Here is a 21534-nt window from a genome sequence, read left to right as displayed (position 1 = left end):
GTCCTTCAGTCGCCCTTGAACACCGGCCGGGTGCGCTGGCTGAAAGCCTCGTAGGCGCGCCTGAAATCCTGCGTCGCCATGCAGATCGCCTGCGCCTGGGCCTCGACCTCGATCGCCTGCTCGATGCCCATGGACCACTCCTGGTGCAGCATGGTCTTGGTGATGCCGTTGGCGAAGGTGGGGCCGGCGGCCAGCTCGCGCGCCAGCGCCAGCGCCTGCTCCAGCAGCGCTTCCGGCGCCACCAGGCGGTTGAAGAAGCCCCAGCGCTCGGCCTCCTCGCCGCCCAGGCTGCGGCCGGTGTAGAGCAGCTCGCTGGCGCGGCCCTGGCCGATGATCCGCGGCAGCAGCGCGCAGGCGCCCATGTCGCAGCCCGCCAGCCCGACGCGGTTGAACAGGAAGGCCGTCTTCGAGCGCGCCGTGCCCAGCCGCAGGTCGCTGGCCATGGCGACGATGGCCCCGGCGCCGGCGCACACGCCGTCCACCGCGGCGATGAGCGGCTGCGGGCAGCCGCGCATGGCCTTCACCACGTCGCCGGTCATGCGTGTGAACAGCAGCAGCTCCGGCGCGGGCAGGTCCACCAGCGGCCCGATGATGTCGTGCACGTCGCCGCCGGAGCAGAAGTTGCCGCCCGCACCGGTGACCACCACCGCATGCACGTCGGTGGCGTATTTCAGCTGCCCGAAGAGCTCGCGCAGCTCGGCGTAGGACTCGAAGGTCAGCGGGTTCTTGCGCTCGGGGCGGTTGAGCGTGAGCGTGGCGACGCCCTCCTGCACCTCCCACAGCACGTGCGTGGCCTGGTAGCCGGCCAGCGCCAGCCGATTGCCCGCGGCCAGGACGGGATGGATCTGCTTGCTCATCGGCGCTCCTTGCGCGCGGCGGCGCGGGTGGATGCGGTGTCGGCCGCGGGCACGTCCTGGCCGGCCAGGTGCAGCCGCAACCGGCCCAGCAGCTCGTAGAGGGTGTCGCGGTGCGCGGACTCGAAGCCGCGGAACATCTCGACCAGCCAGCCTTCGTGCTCCGTGGCCATGGCCAGGAACTGCTCGCGCCCCTGCGGCGTGAGCCGCACGATCAGCGAGCGCCGGTCCTGCGGATCGGGCACGCGCTCGACGTAGCCATCGGCCGCGAGCTGGTCGGTCACACCGGTGACGTTGCCGCCGGTGACCATCAGGTAGCGCGACAGCGCGCTCATGCGCAGCCCCTCGGGGTGGCGCTCCAGCTGCGCCAGGTAGTCGAAGCGCGGCAAGGTGGTGCCGAAGCGCTGGCGCAGCCGCAGCCGGATCTCCTGCTCGATCTGCGTGCTGCACGACAGCAGCCGCAGCCACAGCCGCAGCGCGGCGTGGTCGTCCGGCGCGGCGCGCGCTTCGCGGCCTATGCCCTCGTCGCCCAGGGAATGCACCAGCTTGAAGTGTCGAGCCTTGCTCACATCACTTCTCCCCCGCTGACCGAAATGGCCTGCCCGTTGATGCTTCGCGCCGCCGGCGTGCACAGCCAGGCCACGGCATCCGCCACCTCCTCGGCCTGCACCAGCCGGCCCTGCGGGTTGTGGCGCGTGAATTCGGCGCGCGCGCCTTCCGTGTCGCGCCCGGTGGTGTTCACCACGTTGGCGATGCTCTCGCGCAGCAGATCCGTTTCGGTGAAGCCCGGGCACACGGCGTTGACGGTGATGCCCTTGGCCGCCACCTCCAGCGCCAGCGAGCGCGTGAGGCCGATCACGCCGTGCTTGGCCGCGGCGTAGGCGGCGACGTAGGCATAGCCGCGCTGCCCCGCGGTACTGGCAACGTTGACGATGCGCCCCCAGCCCGCCGCCAGCATCGCCGGCAAGGCCGCGCGCGCGCAGTGGAAAGTGCCGTTGAGGTTCACCGCCAGCATGCGCTGCCACAAGTCGTCGCTGGTGCGCGCGAAGGGCGCGCTGGCGGCCTGGCCGGCGTTGTTGACCAGGATGTCCACCGCCGCGGCGCCCTCCTCCTGCAGCGTGCGCCAGGCCTGCGCCACCGCCTCGGCATCGGCCACGTCGCACACCAGCACGCGCGCATGCGCCGTGGTCGGCAGCGCCTCGGCCAGCGCCTGCAGCGCGTCCCGGCCGCGGCCCAGCAGCGTCAGCGTCGCGCCATCCACCGCCAGCCGGTGCGCGATGGCGGCGCCGATGCCGCGGCCCGCGCCCGTGACCAGCGCATGGCGCCCGGCCAGCGGCAGGGCGGCGCTCATGAACGCCCCGGCGCGGCCTGGGCCGCCGCCTTCTCGCGCGCGAGGTTGGATTCGAGCTGCCGCTTGGCCGCCAGGTACTGCCTGGGCCACGCCACCTCGGTGAAGCCGATCTTGGCCGCCTCCAGCAGCGTCCAGGCCGGGTTGGCCAGGTGCGGACGCGCCACGGCGCACAGGTCGGCACGGCCGGCGGCGATGATGGAATTGACGTGGTCGGCCTCGCTGATCGCGCCCACCGCGATGGTGGCGATGCCCGCCTCCTGCCGCACCCGGTCGGCGAAGGGCGTCTGGAACATGCGGCCGAAGATGACGTGCTCCTCCTTGCTCACCTGCCCCGAGGACACGTCGATCAGGTCCGCGCCGGCGGCCTTGAAGGCCTTGGCGATCGCCACTGCCTCCGCCGGCGTGTTGCCGCCCGGCACCCAGTCGTGTGCGGAGATGCGTACCGACATCGGCAGGTGCTCCGGCCAGACGGCGCGCACCGCGCGGAACACCTCCAGCGGGTAGCGCAGCCGGTTCTCCAGCGTGCCGCCGTAGTCGTCCTCGCGCCGGTTGCTCAGCGGCGAGAGGAAGGAGGACAGCAGGTAGCCGTGCGCGCAGTGCAGCTCCAGCCAGTCGAAGCCGGCCCGCGCGGCACGGCGCGCGGCGGCCACGAAGTCCTCCCGCACCCGGTCCATTTCCTCCCGCGTCATGGCGCGCGACCAGGCGCTGACGCCCGCGAGGTACTGCTGCGGCGAGGCGCTGACCAGGGGCCAGTTGGGCTCCGGCCCGCCGTCGGGCAGCGGCAGGTCGATGCCGTCCCAGGCACGGCGCGTGGAGCCCTTGGCGCCGGCGTGGCCCAGCTGCATGGCGATCTTCGCGTCGGTGTTGGCATGCACCCACTCCACGATGCGCTGCCAGGCCGCGCCCTGCGCGTCGTTCCACAGCCCCGGGCAGCCGGGCGTGATGCGCGCGGCGGGGCTGGTGCAGGTCATCTCCGCGCACACCAGCGCGGCGCCGCCCATGGCCCGCGCCCCCAGGTGCACCAGGTGGTAGTCGCCCGGCACGCCGTCCGCGCACGAGTACTGGGCCATGGGCGAGACGACGACGCGGTTCTTCAGGCTCACCGAGCGCACGCTGAAGGGCGTGAACATGGGCGGCACGGCAGGCAGCTCTGGGTCGCGCTGCACGCCGGCACGCGCGGCGAACCAGCGCTCGTAGCCCTCGAGCCAGGCCTTGTCGCGCAGGCGCAGGTTCTCGTGGCTGATGCGCTGGCTGCGTGTGAGCAGCGAGTACATGAGCTGCTCGGGTTCGAGCTGGTCGCAGTAGCGCTCGCCGCAGACCTCGAACCACTCCATCGCGTTCCAGGCCGCGTTCTGCAGCCGCAGCGCCTCGACGCGCCGCGCCTCCTGCCAGCGCTCCAGCGCCTCGGGGATGTGCGCCGGCGTGTCGCCCAGTTGCTGGAACTGCCGCGCGAGCTCGATCGCATCCTCCAGCGCGAGCTTGGTGCCGGAGCCGATGGCGAAATGCGCCGTGTGCACCGCGTCGCCCATCAGCACCACGTGGCTGCCCTGCGGGTTGCGCAGCCACCAGTGGGCGCAGCTCACGCGCTGGAAGTTCAGCCACGCCGAGCCACGCAGGTGGCGCGCGTTGCTCATGAGCGGCTCGCCCTGCAGGTTCTCCGCGAACAGCTGCTCACAGAAGGCGATGGACTGCGCCGTGTCCGCCCGGTCCAGCCCGTGCGCGCGCCACACCGCTTCAGGGCATTCGACGATGAAGGTGGAGGTGTCGCGGTCGAACTTGTAGATGTGGGCCTGGAACCAGCCGTGCTCCGTGCGCACGAAGACGAAGGTGAAGGCGTCGTAGAGCTTCTTCGTGCCCAGCCAGATGAAGCGGTTGGGGCGGGTGACGATGTCGGGCTGGAAGTGCTGCGCGTGCCGCGCGCGGATGCGCGAGTTGATGCCGTCGCTGGCGACGATGAGGTCGGCATCGGCGAACTCGGCGTCGGACTCCACCTCGCGCTCGAACACCAGCCGCACGCCCTCTTCCTCGCAGCGCGCCTGCAGGATGTTGAGCAAGCGCTTACGTCCGATGCCCACGAAGCCGTGGCCGCCGCAGCGAATGCGCCGGCCCTTGAAGCGCAGCTCGATGTCGTCCCAGTGGTTGAAGGCTTCCTCGATGGCCGCGGCGCTGGCGGGGTCCCAGCGGCGCATGTTCTCCATGGTGGCGTCGGAGAACACCACGCCCCAGCCGAAGGTGTCGTAGGGGCGGTTGCGCTCGATGACGCTGACCTCGTGCGCGGCGTTGAGCCGCTTCATCAGCAACCCGAAGTACAGGCCCGCGGGTCCGCCGCCGATGCACGCGATCTTCATGCGCCACGCCTCCGTTCAACGACGGTGACCCCTGAGGGCCGGTGCGGGGCAATTTAGGTTTCAATACTTTAGGCGTCAAGCAAGTGGAGACCCTTGTCCCGCTGGGTGGCAGCGCGGCGCGGAGCCACAATGTCGGCCCCGCTTCAAACAGAAGCTCAACCACATCGCATCTCATGAGGAAGCCCATTTCCCTCTCGCGCCGCGTCGCCGCGGCGCTCGTGCCCGTGGCCCTGGCCGCGGCCTCCTTCGCCGCGCAGGCGCAGGAAGTCGTCAAGATCGGCTTCAGCAGCCCGCTGTCGGGCCCGCAGTCGGCCTACGGCGTGGACAACCGCGATGGCCTGCTGCTGGCCGTCAAGGAACTCAACGCCAAGGGCGTGCAGGTCGGCGGCCAGAAAGTCACCTTCGAGGTCGTGCCGGAAGACGATGGCGCCGACCCGCGCCAGGGCGTGGCCGTGGCGCAGAAGCTCGCCGACAGCAAGGTGAAGTTCGTGGTCGGCCCGTACAACTCCGGCGTCGCCATCCCCGCCGGGCGTGTCTACAACGAGGCCGGCATGGTGATGCTCACCGTGGGCTCGAACCCCAAGATCACCGAGCTGGGCTATCCGCGCCTGTTCCGCATCGGCGTGAACGACGTGCAGCTGGGCTCGGCCATGGCGGTCTATGCCGCCAAGGAGATGAAGATCAAGAACGTGGCGGTGGTGGACGACCGCAGCGCCTACGGCCAGGGCCTGGTGCAGGAGTTCATGGCCGAGGCCAAGCGCCAGGGCCTGAACGTCGTCAAGCAGGAGTTCACGACCGACAAGGCCACGGACTTCACGCCCATCCTGACCTCCATCCGCAGCGCCAAGCCTGACGCCGTGTTCTTCGGCGGCTATTCCGCGCAGGGCGGCCCGATGCTGCGCCAGATGGTGTCGCTGGGCGTGCAGGCCAAGCTCCTGGGCGGCGATGGCATCTGCGCCACCGAGACCGCGCGCCTGAGCGGCAATCTCGCTGACGGCAAGGTGCTGTGCGCGCAGGCCGGCACCATCCTGGGCAAGGCCGACACCGGGCGCGCCTTCGCCAGCAAGTACAAGGCGGCTTACAACCGCGACCCGCTGACCTACGCCGCCGCCTTCTACGACGGCGCCATGCTGCTGGCCGACGCGATGCAGAAGGCCGGCTCCACCGACCCGGGCAAGGTGGCCGAGGCCCTCGCCAAGGGCAGCTACAAGGGCGTGGCCGGCGAGTATTCCTTCACCGAGAAGCACGACCTGAAGACCTCGCCCGTGAGCGTGTACGGCTTCAAGAGCGGGCAGCCGGAGGCGATTGCCTCGTTCTGACCGTTGCCGCCCAGGCGGGCAGCCAAGTGGCGACGCGGCCGTGGGCCGCGTCGCCCCTCACGACGGAACGCGCCGCACCAGGACTGGAATGGGCTGCCCGGTGACGAGCGCGACGACCACGTAGCCGCCCTTGTTGGGATTTTCCTTGGTGAGGTAGCGGCAAAACGCCTGGGCCATGTTCTGGATGCACGCGAAATCCAGACTGGCCCGTTGGTCGGCAGGAAAATACTGCTTGATTTCCGCCTCCGTGCTGGTCCGGTACTCACAGCCGGCATCACAGCTGATATTGGCCCACCGGCCGCCAGGTTTCTTGCCCTCCATGACCCATTTGTCGCCACTGCGGGACAGGCGGTAGAACATGTCGGTGGGATTCTTGGCGCGGTCGAGTATGACGTAAGTACCCGTGTCGGCTTCGGACAGCGCCGACGCGCCGGCAAGGCAAACCCAGAAGGCACTCGCCAGCAGCACCAGGCCTCTATTCATCGTTCGTCCCCTGCAGCGCTTTGGCGATGTCATTTCTCAGTGTTCCAACGGCGTCCCTGTCCCGGCCCGCGACCGCAAAGTAAACGAGGGCGCCGGACGGGATTTCCACGCATTTGACGCTGGCCCGGTTTCCCTTGAGGTTTCCGTAGCTGAAAGGGCCCTTCTGGATGACGTTGGCATATCCCAGCGACGTCAGCGCGGCGTGCGCCTTTTCGGCACAGGCCTCCAGAGAAACCGGCAAAAGCTTGTGGCCGGACCACAGCTGCGGGGGCCTCGGCTCCTTGGGCGCCGCCGCCTGGACCGGTGAAGGCGCCACGGCATCGGCCGGCTTGTCGCTGCCGGTTCCGGATGCGGGCCGCGGCATGGCGAACTGCAGATCCGAGATGAAGCGCTGGTCGAGCGCCGCGCGGCCCGGGGTGGCTTCCGCCCACTGGACCTTTTCCCATGCGCCGGCAAGGTCGCCCTTGGCGAACAGCGCCATGGCCCAGTTCTGCAGGTTCAGCGTGTGCTGCGGCGCCCGGGCATGAATGGCGGCAAAGCGTTCGAGCGCCCGCTGCAAGGCAGCCGCGTCCCGCTCCCGTACCGCGGCCATCGCCTGGGTTCGCGCATGGTCCACTGAAAAGTCGATGTCCTGCTCCAGCGCGGGCGCGGCTTCATCGAACAGTTGCAGTGCTTCCCGGTGCCTGCCGGCGGTGCCCTGGACCGAGCCCATGCCCCACAAGGCCTGGGCGTTGGAGGGGTCCAGAAGCCAAGCCTGGTTGAAACGCCTCATGGCCTCCTCATACTGTTTCCGCCTGAACGCCCGCCAGCCCCAGGCGGCGGCATCTTCGGAGGCCTTCTTTCGATTTCCCTCATATTGCCGATCGACGGCTTCCAGGAGTTTCGCGTCCGCTGCCCGCTCCGCTTCACTCTTGGGCAGGGTGCCGTATTTGGGCAGCGGGTTGATTCCCTGGGCATGAACGTTCAGGAGCGAGCAGCCCAGGAAAATCAAGGCCTGGGCGAGGCGGCGAAGTGGCAAAAGCATTCAAATCAACTTTCCAGGTTGAAATCCATCCAGGCCACTCAAGCCACGGCCTACCCGTGCAACCTTCACCGGCACCGAGGTCCAGCACGCTGGCGCTGGCGGGGTGAAACACAGGCCTTTCCCATGGTGCCGAAGAAATTCAATGCGGTGCGGTGGCCGCAGTCACGGCTGTCCTCAGAGGCACGACTGCCTTTAGCACGGCCTTGTTCATGTGCTGCGCCAGCTCGTCATACCGCGCCTGGTAGGCAAACGCGCTGACCATGTACGGCTCTTCGATGTCCGTGATCCAGAGCGCCTGCAACTTCTGGTTGTCCACTTCCTTGGCCAGGGTCAGCCGCACGCGCAGCTGGTGCGAGCAGCCGCTGCCTGCACATACCTTTAACGCGCCGAGCGGCGTGACAAGCAGAACGGGCCAGTCGGCGCGGGCGGAAGCCAGGGCCGGCGTGCTCCAGTCCACACGCTCTCCCAGCTTGACACTGGCGAAGACGGATTCGATCCCGGCCGCGCGCAGCGTCTGGGGCATTTGCGTTTCGACGGAGTGGTTCAAAAGCTCGACGATCCGGTCGCGCGTGGGCTGGTAATAATCCGGCCGTTCGGACACCAGCCGAGCGTTCTCGTACACGATCCTCACACCCGGGACTTGTATGGGCAGCGCCTGAAAGGCCTTGGCATTGAGCTCCCTGGTTGCGCAACCCGTCAGCGAAGCTCCCAGAAACACCGCGGCCAGCCATCCCAGGCCACGCTTTGACACCCTGCGCGCAATCGTTCCGTTCATGTCGCTCCTCCAGAAAAAGCGGACAACGTCTTGTCGGCGAATGCGAAACGCCTTCACCGCCGCCGTGGGCGGCCCTTCGGCGGCTGGGTGATCGAATGCCATGCAGTTGCACGGTGTTCGACCATTGCGCTCCCCATGCGTCATCGCGTTGCCTGTTCAGGCCACCGCGGCTTGTGCGGTTGCCGGCTCGTTCACCGGATCGATGAAGCCCCCGGCCTCGTGCCCCTGCTGACGAGTCAGTGTAGGGAGACGTGACAAGCGCTTGACCAGGAGCTTTGACACGAGCCCGTAGGCAAGTTGTCCTGGGAGGCCGTACCGGTACCGCGCGCCTACAAATCCGTCCGCAACTGCCACAGCTCCGGAAACAGCACCACCTCCAGCATCTTGCGCAGGTAGCTCACGCCGCCGGTGCCGCCGGTGCCGCGCTTCAAGCCGATGATGCGTTCCACCGTCGTGACGTGGCGGAAGCGCCAGAGCCGGAAGGCGTCTTCCAGGTCCGTCAGCTTTTCGCCCAGCTGGTACAGCTCCCAGTGGTGCGTCGGGTCGCGGTAGACCTCCAGCCACGCCGCCTCCACGCCGGGATCGGCCTGGTAAGGCTGCGTCCAGTCGCGCTCCAGGTGCGAGGCCGGCACCGCCAGGCCGCGCCGGGCCATCAGCCGCAGGGACTCGTCATAGAGCGAGGGCGCGCGGTACGCGGCCTCCACCCGCGCCATCAGCTCCGCGCGGTGCGCGTGCGGCTTGAGCATGGCCGCGTTCTTGTTGCCCAGCGCGAACTCGATGCAGCGGTACTGCGCGCTCTGGAAGCCGCTGGAGCTGGCCAGGAAGGGGCGCATCGCGCTGTACTCCGGCGGCGTCATGGTGGAGAGCACCGTCCAGGCGCTCACCAGTTGCTCCAGGATGCGCGTGACCCGCGCCAGCATCTTGAACGCGGGGCTGAGCTCGTCGCGCCGCACGCAGTCCATGGCCGCGTCCAGCTCGTGCAGCAGCAGCTTCATCCACAGCTCGCTGGTCTGGTGCTGGATGATGAAGAGCATCTCGTCGTGCGAGGGCGACAGCGGGTGCTGCGCACTCAGCACCTCGTCCAGGTGCAGGTAGTCGCCATAGCTCATGGCGCGGCTGAAGTCGAGCTGGGCGCCCTCCTCCGTGACGATGCGTTCGGTGCTCATGGTCAGCCTCCCGTGCGGCGGCCCCCGGCCGGGAGAAGCCCCGCCATCGTTGGCACCGCCGCAAACATCTTGGCCCTCGCCGCGGGTGCCGGCAACGCGGCCGGCGCGCGTGCCCGGCGTCAGCCGGCGGCGGCCTCGCCCGCGATCGGCAGCTCGATGCGGAAGGCCACGCCGGCGCGGCGCTCCAGCAGCTCCAGCCGCGCGTCGATCTGCCCCGCCAGCGCCTGCACGATGCGCAGCCCCAGCCCGGTGCCGGTCTCGGGGTCCAGCTGCGGCGGCAGGCCCACGCCGTCATCGGCCACCAGCAGCTGCACGCCTTGCCCGGCGCGGCGCAGCTGCAGCCGCACCGTGCCGCCGCGGCCGTCCGGGAAGGCGTACTTCAGCGCGTTGCTCAGCAGCTCCGACACCATCAGCGACAGCGGCACCGCCTGGTCCACCGCCAGCGAGAGCGTGGTGTCGGCCTGGTAGTCCAGCGCGATGGCGCGGCCCTGGCCCAGCAGCCGCAGCTGGTCCTGCGCCAGGCGCCGCAGCCAGCGCGCGAGATCCAGCTCGCCGTGGCGGCCGGACTGGTAGAGCTCCAGGTGCAGCCGCGCCATCACGCCCACGCGCGCGCCGGCCTGCTCGATGGCGCGGCGCGCGTCCGCGTCGCGCACGCTGCGCAACTGCAGCGACAGCAGCGAGCTGACGATCTGCAGGTTGTTCTTGACGCGGTGGTTCAGCTCGTAGAGCAGCACCTCCCGGGCCTGCAGCGCCTCGGCCAGCGCGGCCTGCGCCGCCTTCTGTGCCGTGATGTCGAGGTTCACGCCCACCATGCGCTGCACCTCGCCCTGCTCACCGCATACCGCCTGGCCGCGGCCCAGCACCCAGCGTTGCCGGCCATCGGCGCAGTGCAGGCGAAACTCCAGCTCGAAGCTGCCGCCCGTGTCCAGGGCCCGCGCCAGCGCCGCGTCCAGCAGCGGGCGGTCCTCGGCATGGACCCGCGACAGGAAGGCCTCGCTCGCCACCACGCCACCGGGCGACACCGGCAGGCCCAGCAGCTCGAACATCTCGCGGTTCCAGCGCGACTCGCCGGCCTGCGGCAGCCACTCCCACACGCCCATGCGCCCCGCGGCCAGCGCCATGTCCAGCCGCAGCTGCGCCTGCGCGAGCTGCCGGGTGCGCTCCTGCAGCGACTCCAGCGCGCGGCGCTTGTCGTCGATGTCGTCCAGCACCACCAGCGCGCCCGTGACCGCGCCGGTGCCGTCGCGGATGGGCGCGCCGACGACGCGGATCCAGGCGCGGTGGCCATCGGGCCGCTGGTACAGGTGCTCCAGCTCCGGCCGCCCCTCGCCCGCCAGCGCGCGCGCCATGACGTGCTCGCCGGGCAGCAGCGGCGTGCCGTCCGGGTGGAGGGCGGCATAGGCGCCGTAGTCCTGCACGCCATCCACGGCCATCACGGGATGGCCCAGGATGCGCTCGATCTGCCGGTTGCCCTTCACCAGCCGCCCCGAAGGCGCCTCGGCCACCACCAGCCCCACCGGCGCGGCATCGAAGATGGCCTGCAGCAGCTGCTCGTTCGTGCGCAGCCGCTCGGCCGCCTCGCGCCGCGCCGTGACGTCCTGGAAATACACCGCCAGTCCCTGCGGGCTGGGAAAGGCCCGCACGTCGAACCACATGCCCAGCGGCGGGTAGTGGATCTCGAAGGCCACCGGCACGCCCTGCGCCATGGCGCGCCGGTACTCGTGCTCGACGACCGTGCCCAGCACGGGCGCGTAGGCCTCCCACACCACGCGGCCCAGCAGCGCCTCGCGCGCCACGCCCAGCAGCGCCAGGGCGCGGTCGTTGACGTAGCTGAAGCGCCACTCGCGGTCCAGCGCATAGAAGGCGTCGCTGATGGCCCCGAGCATGGATTCCACCTGCGCCCGCGCCGCATGCTCGGCCGCCAGCATCTCGTCCACGTCGGTGGCGGAGCCGACCCAGCCGTCTTGGCGGCCCGCGGCGTCGGGCATGGGCACGAGCTGGACCAGGTGCCAGCGCCACGGGCCGTCATGGCGGCGCAGGCGCCGGCGCACGCTGAAGGCGACGCCGCTGCCCAACCGCTGCGCCCATTCGGCCGCGTGCGTGGCCAGGTCCTGCGGGTGCACCACCCGCAGCCAGCCCTGCCCGTTCAGCCCGGAGGCCGCCAGTCCCGTGAAGCGTTCCCAGCCCGCGCTGCACCAGCGCATGGCGCCATGGGCGTCGGTCTCGAAGGCCAGGTTGGGCAGCGCATCGACGAGGGCGCGAAAGCGCTCGCCAGGCGCCGCGGCCGTCCCGCCGGCCGGGCTGCCGCCAGGCGGCTCGCCGCTGCCACACTGAGGTGGCGGCGGCCCGGGCGGGGACGGGGCGTTGGGCATAGGCGTGGCGAGTGAAACCGGACAGCGTAGGGCGCCCGCCCGCCGGGCCGATCCGGCGCACGGCCGTGAAGCGCCCAATAAGTCACGAAGGCTGCGGCGCGCAAACGCTCCGGCCGCGCTTCACACGCCCAGGGCCCGCGCCAGCCAGCGGCTGGCTGCGCCCGCGGGGTCTTCCAGACCGTGGATCACGGAGAAGTGGTGCGCCTGCTCCACCGGCTGCAGCTCCACCGGGTTGCCGGCGTGCTGCCAGGCTTCGGCGAAGGCGGCCGACTGGCGCGCGAACTCGGCCGACTCCAGCGCGCCCCAGGCGACCCAGGCGTGCGTGCCGCAGCGGCGCACCTGCCGCGCGGGCGAGTTGCGGCGGATCACGCCGTCGTCGAGCTGGATCATCGGCTGCAGGTAGCTCCAGCGCAGCGGCTCCAGCTCGTACAGGCCGCTGGCGAGGAAGGCCGCCGTGAAGGGGTTGTCCGGCAGGCCGTAGTCGCGCTCCCAGGGCGTGAGCAGGCACATCGCCGCCAGGTGCGCGCCGGCCGAATGCCCGCCGATGGCCAGCCGCCCCGGGTCGCCGCCGTGCTCGCCGATGTGGCGCAGCACCCAGGCCACGGCCGCGCGCGCCTGGCGCACGATCTCGTCCAGGCTCACGCGCGGGCACAGCGCGTAGTTCACGACCACCGTGGTGATGCCCAGCGCCTGCGGCCCCAGCGCCACGCCGCTGAAGTCGGCGGCGCTGAACGAGCGCCAGTAGCCGCCGTGGAAGAAGACGAACACCGGCGCGCCGGGCTGCGTGGCGGGAAAGATGTCCAGCGTCTCCGCCCGCGTCGGGCCGAAGGGCAGGTCCAGCACGCAAGGCCGCTGCTCGCGCGCGCGGCGGCTGGCCTCAGCGTAGTGGCGCGCTTCGGCGCCGGGGTCCGACACGAGCAGCGAAGGGTTGTACTGGCGATCGATCTCGTCCTGGGTGCGGAAGTCCCGGTACAGCGGCGAGAGGGTGCTGGTCATATGGAAAGGCTCCTGTGAGGCACGAGTCGGCCGGGCCTGGGTGCGGCGCCGGCCCGGGGGCGGGAATGGGCCTTGCCGAGGGTGGTTCCCGGGCCCACCGGCCCTCAGACAACCCCGAACAAGACAAGGAAGCAAGCACATGGGCAGCCAACAACCTTCTACCCCGGAAAGCAACGACATCGCCAAGCTCTGGGAGCTGATCAAGGACATGCGCTTCGGCATGCTGACCACGCGGCACGAGAACGGCCATCTGCACTCCCGCCCGATGACCACGCAGAACCGCCGCGACGACGAGGCCGACGCGCTGTTCTTCTTCATGTCGCGCAGCAGCGAGCCCTTTGCCGACCTGCAGCGCGAGCACCAGGTGAACGTCGCCTACGCCAACCCTTCCAGCGACACCTACGTCTCGGTCTCGGGCCTGGCCGAAGCGGTGGAAGACCCGGCCTTGCGCCACGCGCTGTGGAACACCGCCACCCAGGCCTGGTTCCCCAACGGCCCGGACGACGCGGACGTCGCGCTGGTGCGCGTGCGCATCACTCATGCCGAGTACTGGGACGTGCACGAGAGCAAGCTGGTGCAGCTCTACAAGATGGCGCGCGCGGCCGCCACGGGCCAGCCGCCCAAGGACATGGGCGACTACGGCGAAGTCCGCATGCACTGAAGCGCAGGCAGCTGTTCCCCCCTCCGGCACGCGAAAGGCGACAACGCATGGAACTTCCCAACCACGCCCTGAAAGACCTCTTCGACCAGCTCGGCCTGCCCAGCGGGCACGGCGAGATCGAGCGCTTCATCGAGCTGCACCGCCCGCTACCGCAGGAGATGCGGCTGGCGGACGCGCCCTTCTGGAGCCCCGCACAGGCGCAGTTCCTGAACGAGGAGTTCCACGACGACGCCGACTGGGCGCCGCTGGTGGACCAGCTCAACGTGCTGCTGCATACCGAGCCGTGACAAGCACTTAGGGCAAAGCTGAATAAGGTCCGTAACAGGGGTGGCTGGTACGGTGCCGCAGCATGAAGCAACAGACCCTTGCCATGGCCGCTGACCAGGAAGCCGGATTCGAGCGCTACCGTCGTCCGACCAGGCGCGACGTGTTCCTGGCGATGATGGAAGAGATCGTGCCGTGGCAGGAGCTGTGCGCGGTGATCGAGCCGCACTACCCCAAGGCAGGCAGCGGTCGCCCACCCATCGGGCTGGAGCGCATGCTGCGCATGTACTTCGTGCAGCACTGGTTCAACCTGGCCGACGATGCCTGCGAGGAGGCGCTGCTGGATAGCACGGCGCTGCGCCGCTTTGTGGGCATCGACCTGGGCCGAGAGCGCGTGCCCGACGGCACGACGCTGCTGAAGTTTCGCCGTCTGCTGGAACGCCACGAGTTGGGCGAGCAGCTGTTTGCTGCAGTCGGCCAAGTGCTTCAGGCCCGTGGCCTAAAGTTGGGCACCGGCACGATCGTGGACGCCACCATCATTGGTGCGCCGAGCTCGACGAAGAACGCCGACAAGGCCCGCGACCCTGAGATGCACCAGACCTGCAAGGGAAGGCAGTGGCACTTCGGCATGAAATTGCACATCGGCGTGGACAGCCGCACTGGGCTGGCGCACCGCGCCGTGGTGACGGCGGCCAACGTGCACGACAAGCATCCGCTGCCGCAGCTGCTGCACGGCAACGAGCGGCGTGTTTACGGCGACAGCGCCTACGCCAGCCAGAAGGCACTGATCCAGGCCAGAGCGCCGCAGGCCAAGGACTTCACCAACCAGCGCGTGCGCAAGGGCGTGGAGAACGAAGAGGTCCAGCGCTCGAAGAACCGCAACAAGTCCAAGGTCCGTGCCCGGGTGGAACATGTCTTCGCTGTGGTCAAGCGGCTATGGGGATTCACCAAGGTGCGCTACCGCGGGCTGGCCAAGAACGCCACGCGCTCGTTCGTCGCGCTGGGTCTGGCCAACATTTACCTAGCCCGGGCGTACGTGGCATGAGTGCGCCCAAAATGGGTGCCATGGGCGGCTGCAAGGCAGCGATGGCGGTGATTGAGCGACAGTTCGCATGAAAATCACGCGCCTGAATAGCGTCCATTCCGCATTACGGGATCACGGATCATTGGCTCGTTGAATCAACAACTTGTTCAGCGTTGCCTTAGCGCGGTTTTTTCTAATTGGACGCCGCCAAGTCTGGCGGCGTTTTCGTTGGGCGGGTCGGATGCGTTGGACAGGCCGCTGGCTCACTGCGCCGCGGGCAGCGGCTTACGTCTTCTGGAAGACGGCGCGCCGTCACGATCCGGTCACGGCGCGCTCACATAGTCATCGGACCAAGTCACTGGAGACACACGATGAGCTGGTCACTGCTTCTCTGGGTTGGATGCAGCGTCCTGGCCGGTGCCACAGGCACCGTGCTCTACACGCTGCTGATGGACGACAAGGCGTTGGAAGGTTATTGACGCCCCCACGCCGGGCGTCCGCCCGGCGCGACAGCCCCCCGTGCAGAGATCACGCGCTCCGGCTCCGGGGCGGGGGACATCCGGCCCGGCTTGAGGCTGATCCAGCGCCGAGGCCGCGCGAGCAGCCACACTGTGGGTTTGTACAAGTACCGGGTTCCCATGTATTCCCACCTGCTCGTGCCGGTGGATGGCACCGCGCTGTCCACCCTGAACATCTCGCAGGCCGTGCGGCTTGCCCAACTGCTGGGAGCACGCATCACCTTCCTTCACGCCGAAGCCGACTATGGCGGCACCGGCGAAGGCGCGCTGCTGCGCGAGCTCGATCCGGCCTGGTTCGCGCAGGAAGCCCAGGGAGACAGCGCCGCGGTGCTGGGCAAGGCCATGGCCGAGGCCGGCGCGCTGCAGGTGCCCTGCGCCGGCCACGCCAAGGTCACGGACCGGCCGGCACAGGCCATCCTGGAAGCGGTGGAGGAGCTCGGCTGCGACCTAGTCGTGATGGCCTCGCACGCGCTGCACGGCCCGCGCACCTGGGTGTACGGCTCGCAGACCGAGAAGGTGCTGCGCCAGTCGCGCGTGCCGGTGCTGGTAACGCGCAGCGAGCGCGACGAGCCACTGACGGCAGCCGAGCGTGCCATCACGGCGCTGGTGGACGAGCACCGCTCAATGGCCGTGGTGGTCAAGAGCCTGCAGGCCCTGGCCAACGAGGCGCGCCAGGGCGGGCGGCTGGACGTGGCCACGCTGCGGCCCATGCTGCAGTACCTGCGCGACTTCCCCGAGCGGCTGCACCATCCCAAAGAGGAGCGCCACCTGCACGTGCGGCTGCTGCAGCGCCATCCCGCGGCGCAGGCGCTGCTGGCCGAGCTGGAGCGCCAGCACCAAGTCGAGTACGAAACGGTGCGGCGGCTGACACGGCTGGCGGACCGCTGCGCCGCCGGCGCGCCCGAGGCCCTGACGGGGCTGCAGGACACGGTGCAGACCTTCGCCGAGGCGGTGTGGGCGCACATGAAGCTGGAGGAAGGCCCGCTGCTGACGCTGGCGCGCGAGCACCTGCTCGAAGAGGATTGGGAGGAGATCGCCGAGGCCTTCAAGGCCAACGACGACCCGGGCCTGGGCCGCTACGAGGCCGAGGACCTGCGCAAGCTCTTCACGCGCATCGCGCGCTGGGTGCCGCACTGACGCATCAGGCGGCCCAGTCTCCCCGCCAGCCCAGCCGCCTGGACATCTCCAGCGCGGCATCGCGCACCGCCCGGGCGGCGGCGGAATCCCAGTCCACCGGCAGGTCCTCCTGGTGGCCCAGCGCCGTGATCACCAGCACCGCCTGACCCTCGTGGTCCAGCACCGGGGCGCTGAAGGCGTTGACGTTGGGAATCGGACGGCCTTCGGCCCGCACCACGCCGTGCAGCCGCACGTCCTCGCGCGCCTGCCGCACCAGCCCCTCTTCCTGCGGCGTGAGCTGCACGGCGGGCCGCGCCGGGTCGCCCAGCGCGCCCGCCATGGCTGAAGCGATGCGCTCCGCGGGCAGCGCCGCGGCAAAGGCGCGGCCGGTGGCCGTGTGCAGCACCGACATCACCGTGCCGGCCCGCATCGCCACCAGCAGCGGCTGGCGCGCCTCGATCATGCGCACGACCGTGGGACCGAAGTTGCCCCACAGCGCCAGTGCCACGGCGTAGCCCGTGGACTCCGCCAGCCGCTCCGCCACCGGACCCGCCACCCGCATCGGGTCCAGCTGGTGCAGGCAGGTCAGGCCCAGCTGCAACGCGGCCGGGCCCAGCGCGTAATGGCCCGTGGTCGGGTCCTGCTCGATCAGCCCCAGCTTGCAGAAGCTCACCAGGTACGGATGCGCCCGCGCCGAGGGCAGGCCGGCGCGCGCGGCCAGGTCCTTCAGCGACATCGGGGCCGGATGCCCCCCCAGCGCCAGCAGCAGGCGCCCTCCGACCTCCACGGACTGCACCGCCCGCTGGCCGCCCTCTTCCTGGCCGCTCATGGCTTGAACCATATCGGCTCCCCTCCAGACATCAGAGTTTTCCTATGCAAATGCGTTTGCAATGAACAAACGAAGCTTCTAAACTGCAAACGCGTTCGTTATAGACAAACTCATTTGCAAGCCATGAACCCTAGCAAGAAGTTCGCATCCCAAGCCGACCTGGAAGAAAAGATGGTCAGCTTCAAGCAGATCTCGGAGCACGCCTGGGCCTACACGGCCGAAGGCGACCCGAACACCGGGATCATCATCGGCGACGACGCCGTGCTGGTCGCTGACACCCAGGCCACGCCGGCGATGGCGGCTGACGTGATCCGCCGCATTCGCGAGGTGACGGACAAGCCCATCAAGTACGTCGTGCTCACGCACTACCACGCCGTGCGCGTGCTGGGTGCCTCGGCCTACGAGCCGCAGCAGATCCTGGCCAGCCAGGACACCTACGACCTGATCGTCGAGCGTGGCGAGCAGGACAAGGCCAGCGAGATCGGCCGCTTCCCGCGCCTGTTCCGCAACGTGGAGACGGTGCCTGCCGGGCTGACCTGGCCTACGATGACCTTCAGGGGGAAGATGACGCTGTGGCTGGGCAAGCTCGAAGTGCAGCTGCTGCAGCTCGGCCGCGGCCACACCAAGGGCGACACGGTGGTGTGGCTGCCGCAGGAGCGCACGCTGCTCTCGGGCGACCTGGTGGAGTTCGACGCCACGCCGTACGCGGGCGACGCCTACTTCAAGGACTGGCCGCAGACGCTGGACAACATCGCCGCGCTCAATCCGCTGGCGTTGGTCCCGGGCCGCGGCCCCGCACTGGTGGGCGAGAAACAGGTGCAGGCGGGCCTGGCCGGCACGCGCGCCTTCGTCTCCGACCTGTACGCCGCCGTGCAGGCCGGCGCCGCCGCGGGCCTGGACCTCAAGACCACCTACAAGAACGCCTACGCGCAGATGGCGCCCAAGTACGGCCAGTGGGTGATCTTCGACCACTGCATGCCCTTCGACGTGACCCGCGCCTACGACGAGGCCACGCAGTACCCGGACCCGCGCGTGTGGACCGCGCAGCGCGACATCGACATGTGGCACGCGCTGGAAGGCTGATCCACAGCGCCCGCCAACCCCTTCCCAACGGAAACACAGACACCGGGCGCGCCCGTCGCGGCGCGGCCCGTGGGGCGACTCGTCCCTGCGGATTCAAGGAGACACCATGCTCAAGACCTACACCTACCCGAAGTTCGAGTACCGCAAGCCGGCCGAGCTGTCGGACGCCGCGCCGCGGCGCCATCCGGTGGTCATCGTCGGCGCCGGCCCGGTCGGCATGACCGCCGCGCTCGACTGCCGCCAGCACGGCATCCCCGTGCTCGTGCTCGATGACGACAACACCGTGTCCGTCGGCTCGCGCGGCCTGTGCTATGCCAAGCGGGCGCTGGAGATCCTGGACCGCGTGGGCGTGGGCGAGCCCGTGGTGAACAAGGGCGTGGACTGGAGCGTGGGCCGCACCTTCTTCGGCGAGGGGGAGGTCTTCAGCTTCGACCTGCTGCCCGAGGCTGACCACAAGCGCCCGGGCATGGTGAACCTGCAGCAGTACTACCTGGAGCAGTACCAGGTGGAGCGCTGCAACGAGACCGGCGTCGAGATGCGCTGGAAGAACAAGGTCATCGCCGTCACGCCGCAGGCCGACCACGTGTCGCTGCAGGTGCAGACGCCCGACGGCGTGTACGCGCTGGAGACCGACTGGCTGATCGTGTGCGACGGCGCGCGCAGCCCCATCCGCACCATGCTCGGCCTGGACATCGACGGCAAGGTGTTCATGGACCGTTTCCTCATCGCCGACGTGATCATGAAGGCGGCCTTCCCCGCCGAGCGCTGGTTCTGGTTCGACCCGCCCTTCCACCGCAACCAGAGCGTGCTGCTGCACCGCGAGGCCGACGACGTCTGGCGCATCGACTTCCAGCTCGGCTGGAACGTGGACCCGGAGGAGGAGAAGAAGCCCGAGAAGGTGATCCCGCGCATCAAGGCGATGCTGGGCGACGACCGCGAGTTCGAGCTGGAGTGGGTCAGCGTCTACACCTTCCAGTGCCGGCGCATGGGCCGCTTCAACCATGGCCGCGTGCTGTTCGCCGGCGATGCCGCGCACCAGGTCTCGCCCTTCGGCGCGCGTGGCGCCAACTCCGGCATCCAGGACGCAGACAACCTGGTGTGGAAGCTCAAGCTGGTGCTGGACGGCCTGGCGCCCGAGGCGCTGCTGGACAGCTACTCCGAAGAGCGCGTGCACGCGGCCGACGAGAACCTCATGAACTCCACGCGCTCGACGGACTTCATCACGCCCAAGAGCAACACCAGCAAGGCCTTCCGCAACGCCGTGCTGCAGCTGGCGCAGAAGCACGCCTTCGCGCGCAAGCTGGTCAACTCCGGCCGGCTGTCGGTGCCCGCGTTCTACAGCGCGTCGTCGCTGAACACGCCCGACGCCGACGCGTTCGACAGTCACATGGTGCCGGGCGCGCCCATCGAAGACGCGCCGGTCGTGGCCGATGGCCGCGGCGGCTGGCTCATCGACCAGGTGGGCAACCGCTTCCAGCTGCTGGTGTACGCGGACGACGCCTCGACGGTGGACCGCACGCTGCTGGCCGGCCTGCGCGACGCGCCCATCCCGGTGGAGACCATCGTCGTCTCGCCCAAGCCCGCGGACCTGCCCGGCGTGCGCGTGCTGCAGGAACTCAAGGGCCTGGTGGCGCAGCGCTACGACGCCCGCGACGGCAGCGCCTTCCTGCTGCGCCCGGACCAGCACCTGGCCGCCCGCTGGCGCGGCGTCGACGCCGCCCGGGTGCGCCAAGCCGTGGCCCGCGCCACCTGCAACGCCTGACCCCCAAGGACCACCCCATGCCGCTCCAACTGCAACCCAACTTCCAGGAAGCCGGCCAGCGCCCCATCCGCGACTTCTCGCCCGGCGACGACTTCTACGAGGCGCTCATCGACATGCACCGCGACCTCAGCGACGAGGCGAGCGCGCTGGTCAACGCCAAACTGATCCTGCTGCTGAGCAACCACATCGGCGACCTCGCCGTGCTGCGCGAGGCCATGGCGCTGGCGCGCGAAGGCGTGTGAGCCCATGCCCTTGCTCAACGAAACCCACGACCCGGCGCTGCGCAGCTGGGTGGCGTCCGCCCACCGCGCGGGCACCGACTTCCCGATCCAGAACCTGCCCTTCGCGGTGTTCCGCCGCAAGGGCTCGCTGGAAGCCTGGCGCGGCGGCGTCGCCATCGGCGACCAGATCGTCGACCTGGCGGCGGCGGCCGCCCTGGCGGTGTTCGACGGCCCCGCGGGCATGGCCGCGCTGGCCGGCTCGCAGGACAAGCTCAACGCGCTGATGGCACGGGGCCAGCCCGCGTGGCGCGCGCTGCGGCTGGCGCTGTCGCGCGGGCTGCGCGAAGGCGCGGCCGAGCAGCGCCAGCTGCAGGCCTGCCTGGTGCCCCAGGCGGAAGCCGAGTACGACGTGCCGGCGCGCATCGGCGACTACACGGACTTCTACACCTCCGTGCACCACGCCACGAACATCGGCCGCCTGTTCCGCCCGGACAACCCGCTGCTGCCCAACTACAAGTGGGTGCCCATCGGCTACCACGGCCGCGCATCGAGCATCGGCGTGTCGGGCCAGGCGTTCCGGCGTCCGCAGGGGCAGACGCTGCCGCCCGGTGCGGCGCAGCCGGTGGCCGGGCCGTGCAAGCGGCTGGACATCGAGCTGGAGCTGGGCGTGTTCATCGGCGAAGGCAACGCGCTGGGCGGGCCGGTGGCGATCGCGCAGGCCGAGGACCATGTGTTCGGCATTTGCCTGCTCAACGACTGGTCGGCGCGCGACATCCAGGCCTGGGAATACCAGCCGCTGGGGCCGTTCCTGTCCAAGAGCTTCGCCACCACCATCTCGCCCTGGATCGTGACGCTGGAGGCGCTCGCGCCCTACCGCGCGCCCTTCCAGCGCCCGGAAGGCGATCCGCAGCCCCTGCCCTACCTGGACTGCGCCGCCCACCGCGAAGCCGGCTCGCTGGACATCCAGCTGCAGGTCGAGCTGTTGACGCCGCGCATGCGCGAGGCCGGCCACGCCCCGGCCACCCTCTGCCGCACCAGTTACCGCCATGCCTACTGGACGCTGGCGCAGATGGTGACGCACCACACCGTCAACGGCTGCAACCTGCAGCCCGGCGACCTGCTGGGCAGCGGGACGCTCTCCGGTCCGACGCTGGACCAGGCCGGCGCGCTGATCGAGCTCACCGGCGGCGGCAAGCAGCCCGTGGCGCTGCCCGGCGGCGAGCAGCGCACCTTCTTGGAAGACGGCGACAGCGTCGTGCTGCGCGGCTGGTGCGAGAAGCCGGGCGCGGCCCGCATCGGCTTCGGCCTCTGCGAGGGCACCGTGCTGCCCGCACTCCAGGCGCCGCAGCGCTGATGACCTGCAGGCGC

General features: G+C 69.8%; 20 protein-coding genes. 9 read left to right on the top strand and 11 right to left on the bottom strand.

Translation table 11 applies throughout. The features are described from left to right. Nucleotides 1-5: 5 nt before the first annotated feature. From H537_RS0124935 to H537_RS0124920, 4 genes are read right to left on the bottom strand one after another with little or no spacing between them, the layout of a single operon-like run. A complete protein-coding gene (locus H537_RS0124935) occupies nt 6-857 on the bottom strand; it encodes an enoyl-CoA hydratase family protein (RefSeq protein ID WP_029000020.1) in 852 nt (283 codons plus the stop codon). Further along, complete coding sequence (locus tag H537_RS45390; protein WP_051243225.1) at nt 854-1423, bottom strand: MarR family winged helix-turn-helix transcriptional regulator; 570 nt, start codon at nt 1421-1423, stop codon at nt 854-856. The genes H537_RS0124935 and H537_RS45390 overlap by 4 nt, the downstream gene beginning before the upstream one ends. Beyond that, nucleotides 1420-2205 (bottom strand): SDR family NAD(P)-dependent oxidoreductase, encoded by a 786-nt coding sequence (locus tag H537_RS0124925; RefSeq protein ID WP_029000019.1) that lies wholly within the window; start codon nt 2203-2205, stop codon nt 1420-1422. Before H537_RS0124925 ends, H537_RS45390 begins: the two co-directional genes overlap by 4 nt. Beyond that, nucleotides 2202-4553: a bifunctional salicylyl-CoA 5-hydroxylase/oxidoreductase gene (locus H537_RS0124920; protein ID WP_029000018.1), complete on the bottom strand. Its 2352-nt coding sequence runs from the start codon at nt 4551-4553 to the stop codon at nt 2202-2204. Before H537_RS0124920 ends, H537_RS0124925 begins: the two co-directional genes overlap by 4 nt. 173 nt (nt 4554-4726) lie before the next feature. Here H537_RS0124920 and H537_RS0124915 point away from each other — a divergent pair, with 173 nt between their 5' ends. Further along, nucleotides 4727-5872, top strand: a complete 1146-nt coding sequence (locus H537_RS0124915; RefSeq protein WP_029000017.1) for a branched-chain amino acid ABC transporter substrate-binding protein — start codon at nt 4727-4729, stop codon at nt 5870-5872. Nucleotides 5873-5929: 57 nt separating this feature from the next. On the opposite strand, the gene H537_RS0124910 is transcribed toward H537_RS0124915, so the two are convergent. The 6 genes from H537_RS0124910 to H537_RS0124885 all read right to left on the bottom strand — a co-directional run bounded on the left by H537_RS0124910 (nt 5930) and on the right by H537_RS0124885 (nt 12688). Further along, the gene (locus H537_RS0124910; RefSeq protein WP_084150929.1) at nt 5930-6355 is read right to left on the bottom strand and encodes a hypothetical protein; all 426 of its coding nucleotides are present in this window, start codon (nt 6353-6355) and stop codon (nt 5930-5932) included. Beyond that, on the bottom strand, nt 6348-7379 hold the full coding sequence (locus tag H537_RS49680) for a tetratricopeptide repeat protein (RefSeq protein WP_051243224.1): 1032 nt from the start codon (nt 7377-7379) through the stop codon (nt 6348-6350). The genes H537_RS0124910 and H537_RS49680 overlap by 8 nt, the downstream gene beginning before the upstream one ends. 139 nt (nt 7380-7518) lie before the next feature. Next, complete coding sequence (locus H537_RS0124900; RefSeq protein WP_029000014.1) at nt 7519-8256, bottom strand: hypothetical protein; 738 nt, start codon at nt 8254-8256, stop codon at nt 7519-7521. 227 nt (nt 8257-8483) lie between these two features. Further along, on the bottom strand, nt 8484-9320 hold the full coding sequence (gene kynA / locus H537_RS0124895) for a tryptophan 2,3-dioxygenase (RefSeq protein ID WP_043459950.1): 837 nt from the start codon (nt 9318-9320) through the stop codon (nt 8484-8486). Nucleotides 9321-9439: 119 nt separating this feature from the next. After that, the gene (locus tag H537_RS0124890) at nt 9440-11692 is read right to left on the bottom strand and encodes a PAS domain S-box protein (protein WP_029000012.1); all 2253 of its coding nucleotides are present in this window, start codon (nt 11690-11692) and stop codon (nt 9440-9442) included. 120 nt (nt 11693-11812) lie between these two features. After that, the gene (locus tag H537_RS0124885) at nt 11813-12688 is read right to left on the bottom strand and encodes an alpha/beta hydrolase (protein ID WP_029000011.1); all 876 of its coding nucleotides are present in this window, start codon (nt 12686-12688) and stop codon (nt 11813-11815) included. Nucleotides 12689-12827: 139 nt separating this feature from the next. On the opposite strand from H537_RS0124885, the gene H537_RS0124880 reads away from it, so the two are divergent. From H537_RS0124880 to H537_RS0124860, 4 genes are all read left to right on the top strand, one after another. Beyond that, the gene (locus H537_RS0124880; protein ID WP_051243223.1) at nt 12828-13349 is read left to right on the top strand and encodes a pyridoxamine 5'-phosphate oxidase family protein; all 522 of its coding nucleotides are present in this window, start codon (nt 12828-12830) and stop codon (nt 13347-13349) included. Between the two features lie 47 nt (nt 13350-13396). Further along, nucleotides 13397-13636, top strand: coding sequence for a DUF2789 domain-containing protein (locus H537_RS0124875; RefSeq protein WP_029000009.1), 240 nt, complete (start codon nt 13397-13399; stop codon nt 13634-13636). 62 nt (nt 13637-13698) lie between these two features. Beyond that, nucleotides 13699-14658: an IS5 family transposase gene (locus tag H537_RS0124870; RefSeq protein ID WP_029000008.1), complete on the top strand. Its 960-nt coding sequence runs from the start codon at nt 13699-13701 to the stop codon at nt 14656-14658. 617 nt (nt 14659-15275) lie between these two features. After that, entirely contained in the window at nt 15276-16292 is a 1017-nt protein-coding gene (locus H537_RS0124860) for a universal stress protein (protein ID WP_029000007.1), read from the top strand. A 4-nt stretch (nt 16293-16296) separates the two neighbouring features. On the opposite strand, the gene H537_RS0124855 is transcribed toward H537_RS0124860, so the two are convergent. Continuing rightward, the gene (locus tag H537_RS0124855; protein WP_029000006.1) at nt 16297-17100 is read right to left on the bottom strand and encodes an IclR family transcriptional regulator; all 804 of its coding nucleotides are present in this window, start codon (nt 17098-17100) and stop codon (nt 16297-16299) included. Between the two features lie 123 nt (nt 17101-17223). Here H537_RS0124855 and H537_RS0124850 point away from each other — a divergent pair, with 123 nt between their 5' ends. The 4 genes from H537_RS0124850 (at nt 17224) to fahA (ending at nt 21520) form a co-directional block, all read left to right on the top strand. Beyond that, nucleotides 17224-18183: an MBL fold metallo-hydrolase gene (locus tag H537_RS0124850; protein ID WP_029000005.1), complete on the top strand. Its 960-nt coding sequence runs from the start codon at nt 17224-17226 to the stop codon at nt 18181-18183. Nucleotides 18184-18289: 106 nt separating this feature from the next. Beyond that, nucleotides 18290-19945, top strand: a complete 1656-nt coding sequence (locus H537_RS0124845; RefSeq protein ID WP_029000004.1) for an FAD-dependent oxidoreductase — start codon at nt 18290-18292, stop codon at nt 19943-19945. A 17-nt stretch (nt 19946-19962) separates the two neighbouring features. Continuing rightward, on the top strand, nt 19963-20187 hold the full coding sequence (locus tag H537_RS0124840) for a DUF2783 domain-containing protein (RefSeq protein WP_029000003.1): 225 nt from the start codon (nt 19963-19965) through the stop codon (nt 20185-20187). A 4-nt stretch (nt 20188-20191) separates the two neighbouring features. After that, a complete protein-coding gene (gene fahA / locus H537_RS0124835; protein ID WP_029000002.1) occupies nt 20192-21520 on the top strand; it encodes a fumarylacetoacetase in 1329 nt (442 codons plus the stop codon). Nucleotides 21521-21534 lie beyond the last annotated feature (14 nt).

It is taken from the genome of Azohydromonas australica DSM 1124, assembly GCF_000430725.1.
GTDB classification, from domain to species: domain Bacteria; phylum Pseudomonadota; class Gammaproteobacteria; order Burkholderiales; family Burkholderiaceae_C; genus Azohydromonas; species Azohydromonas australica.
Note: the sequence above shows the minus strand (reverse complement) of the source record. Positions and strands in the feature narration are given on the sequence as shown.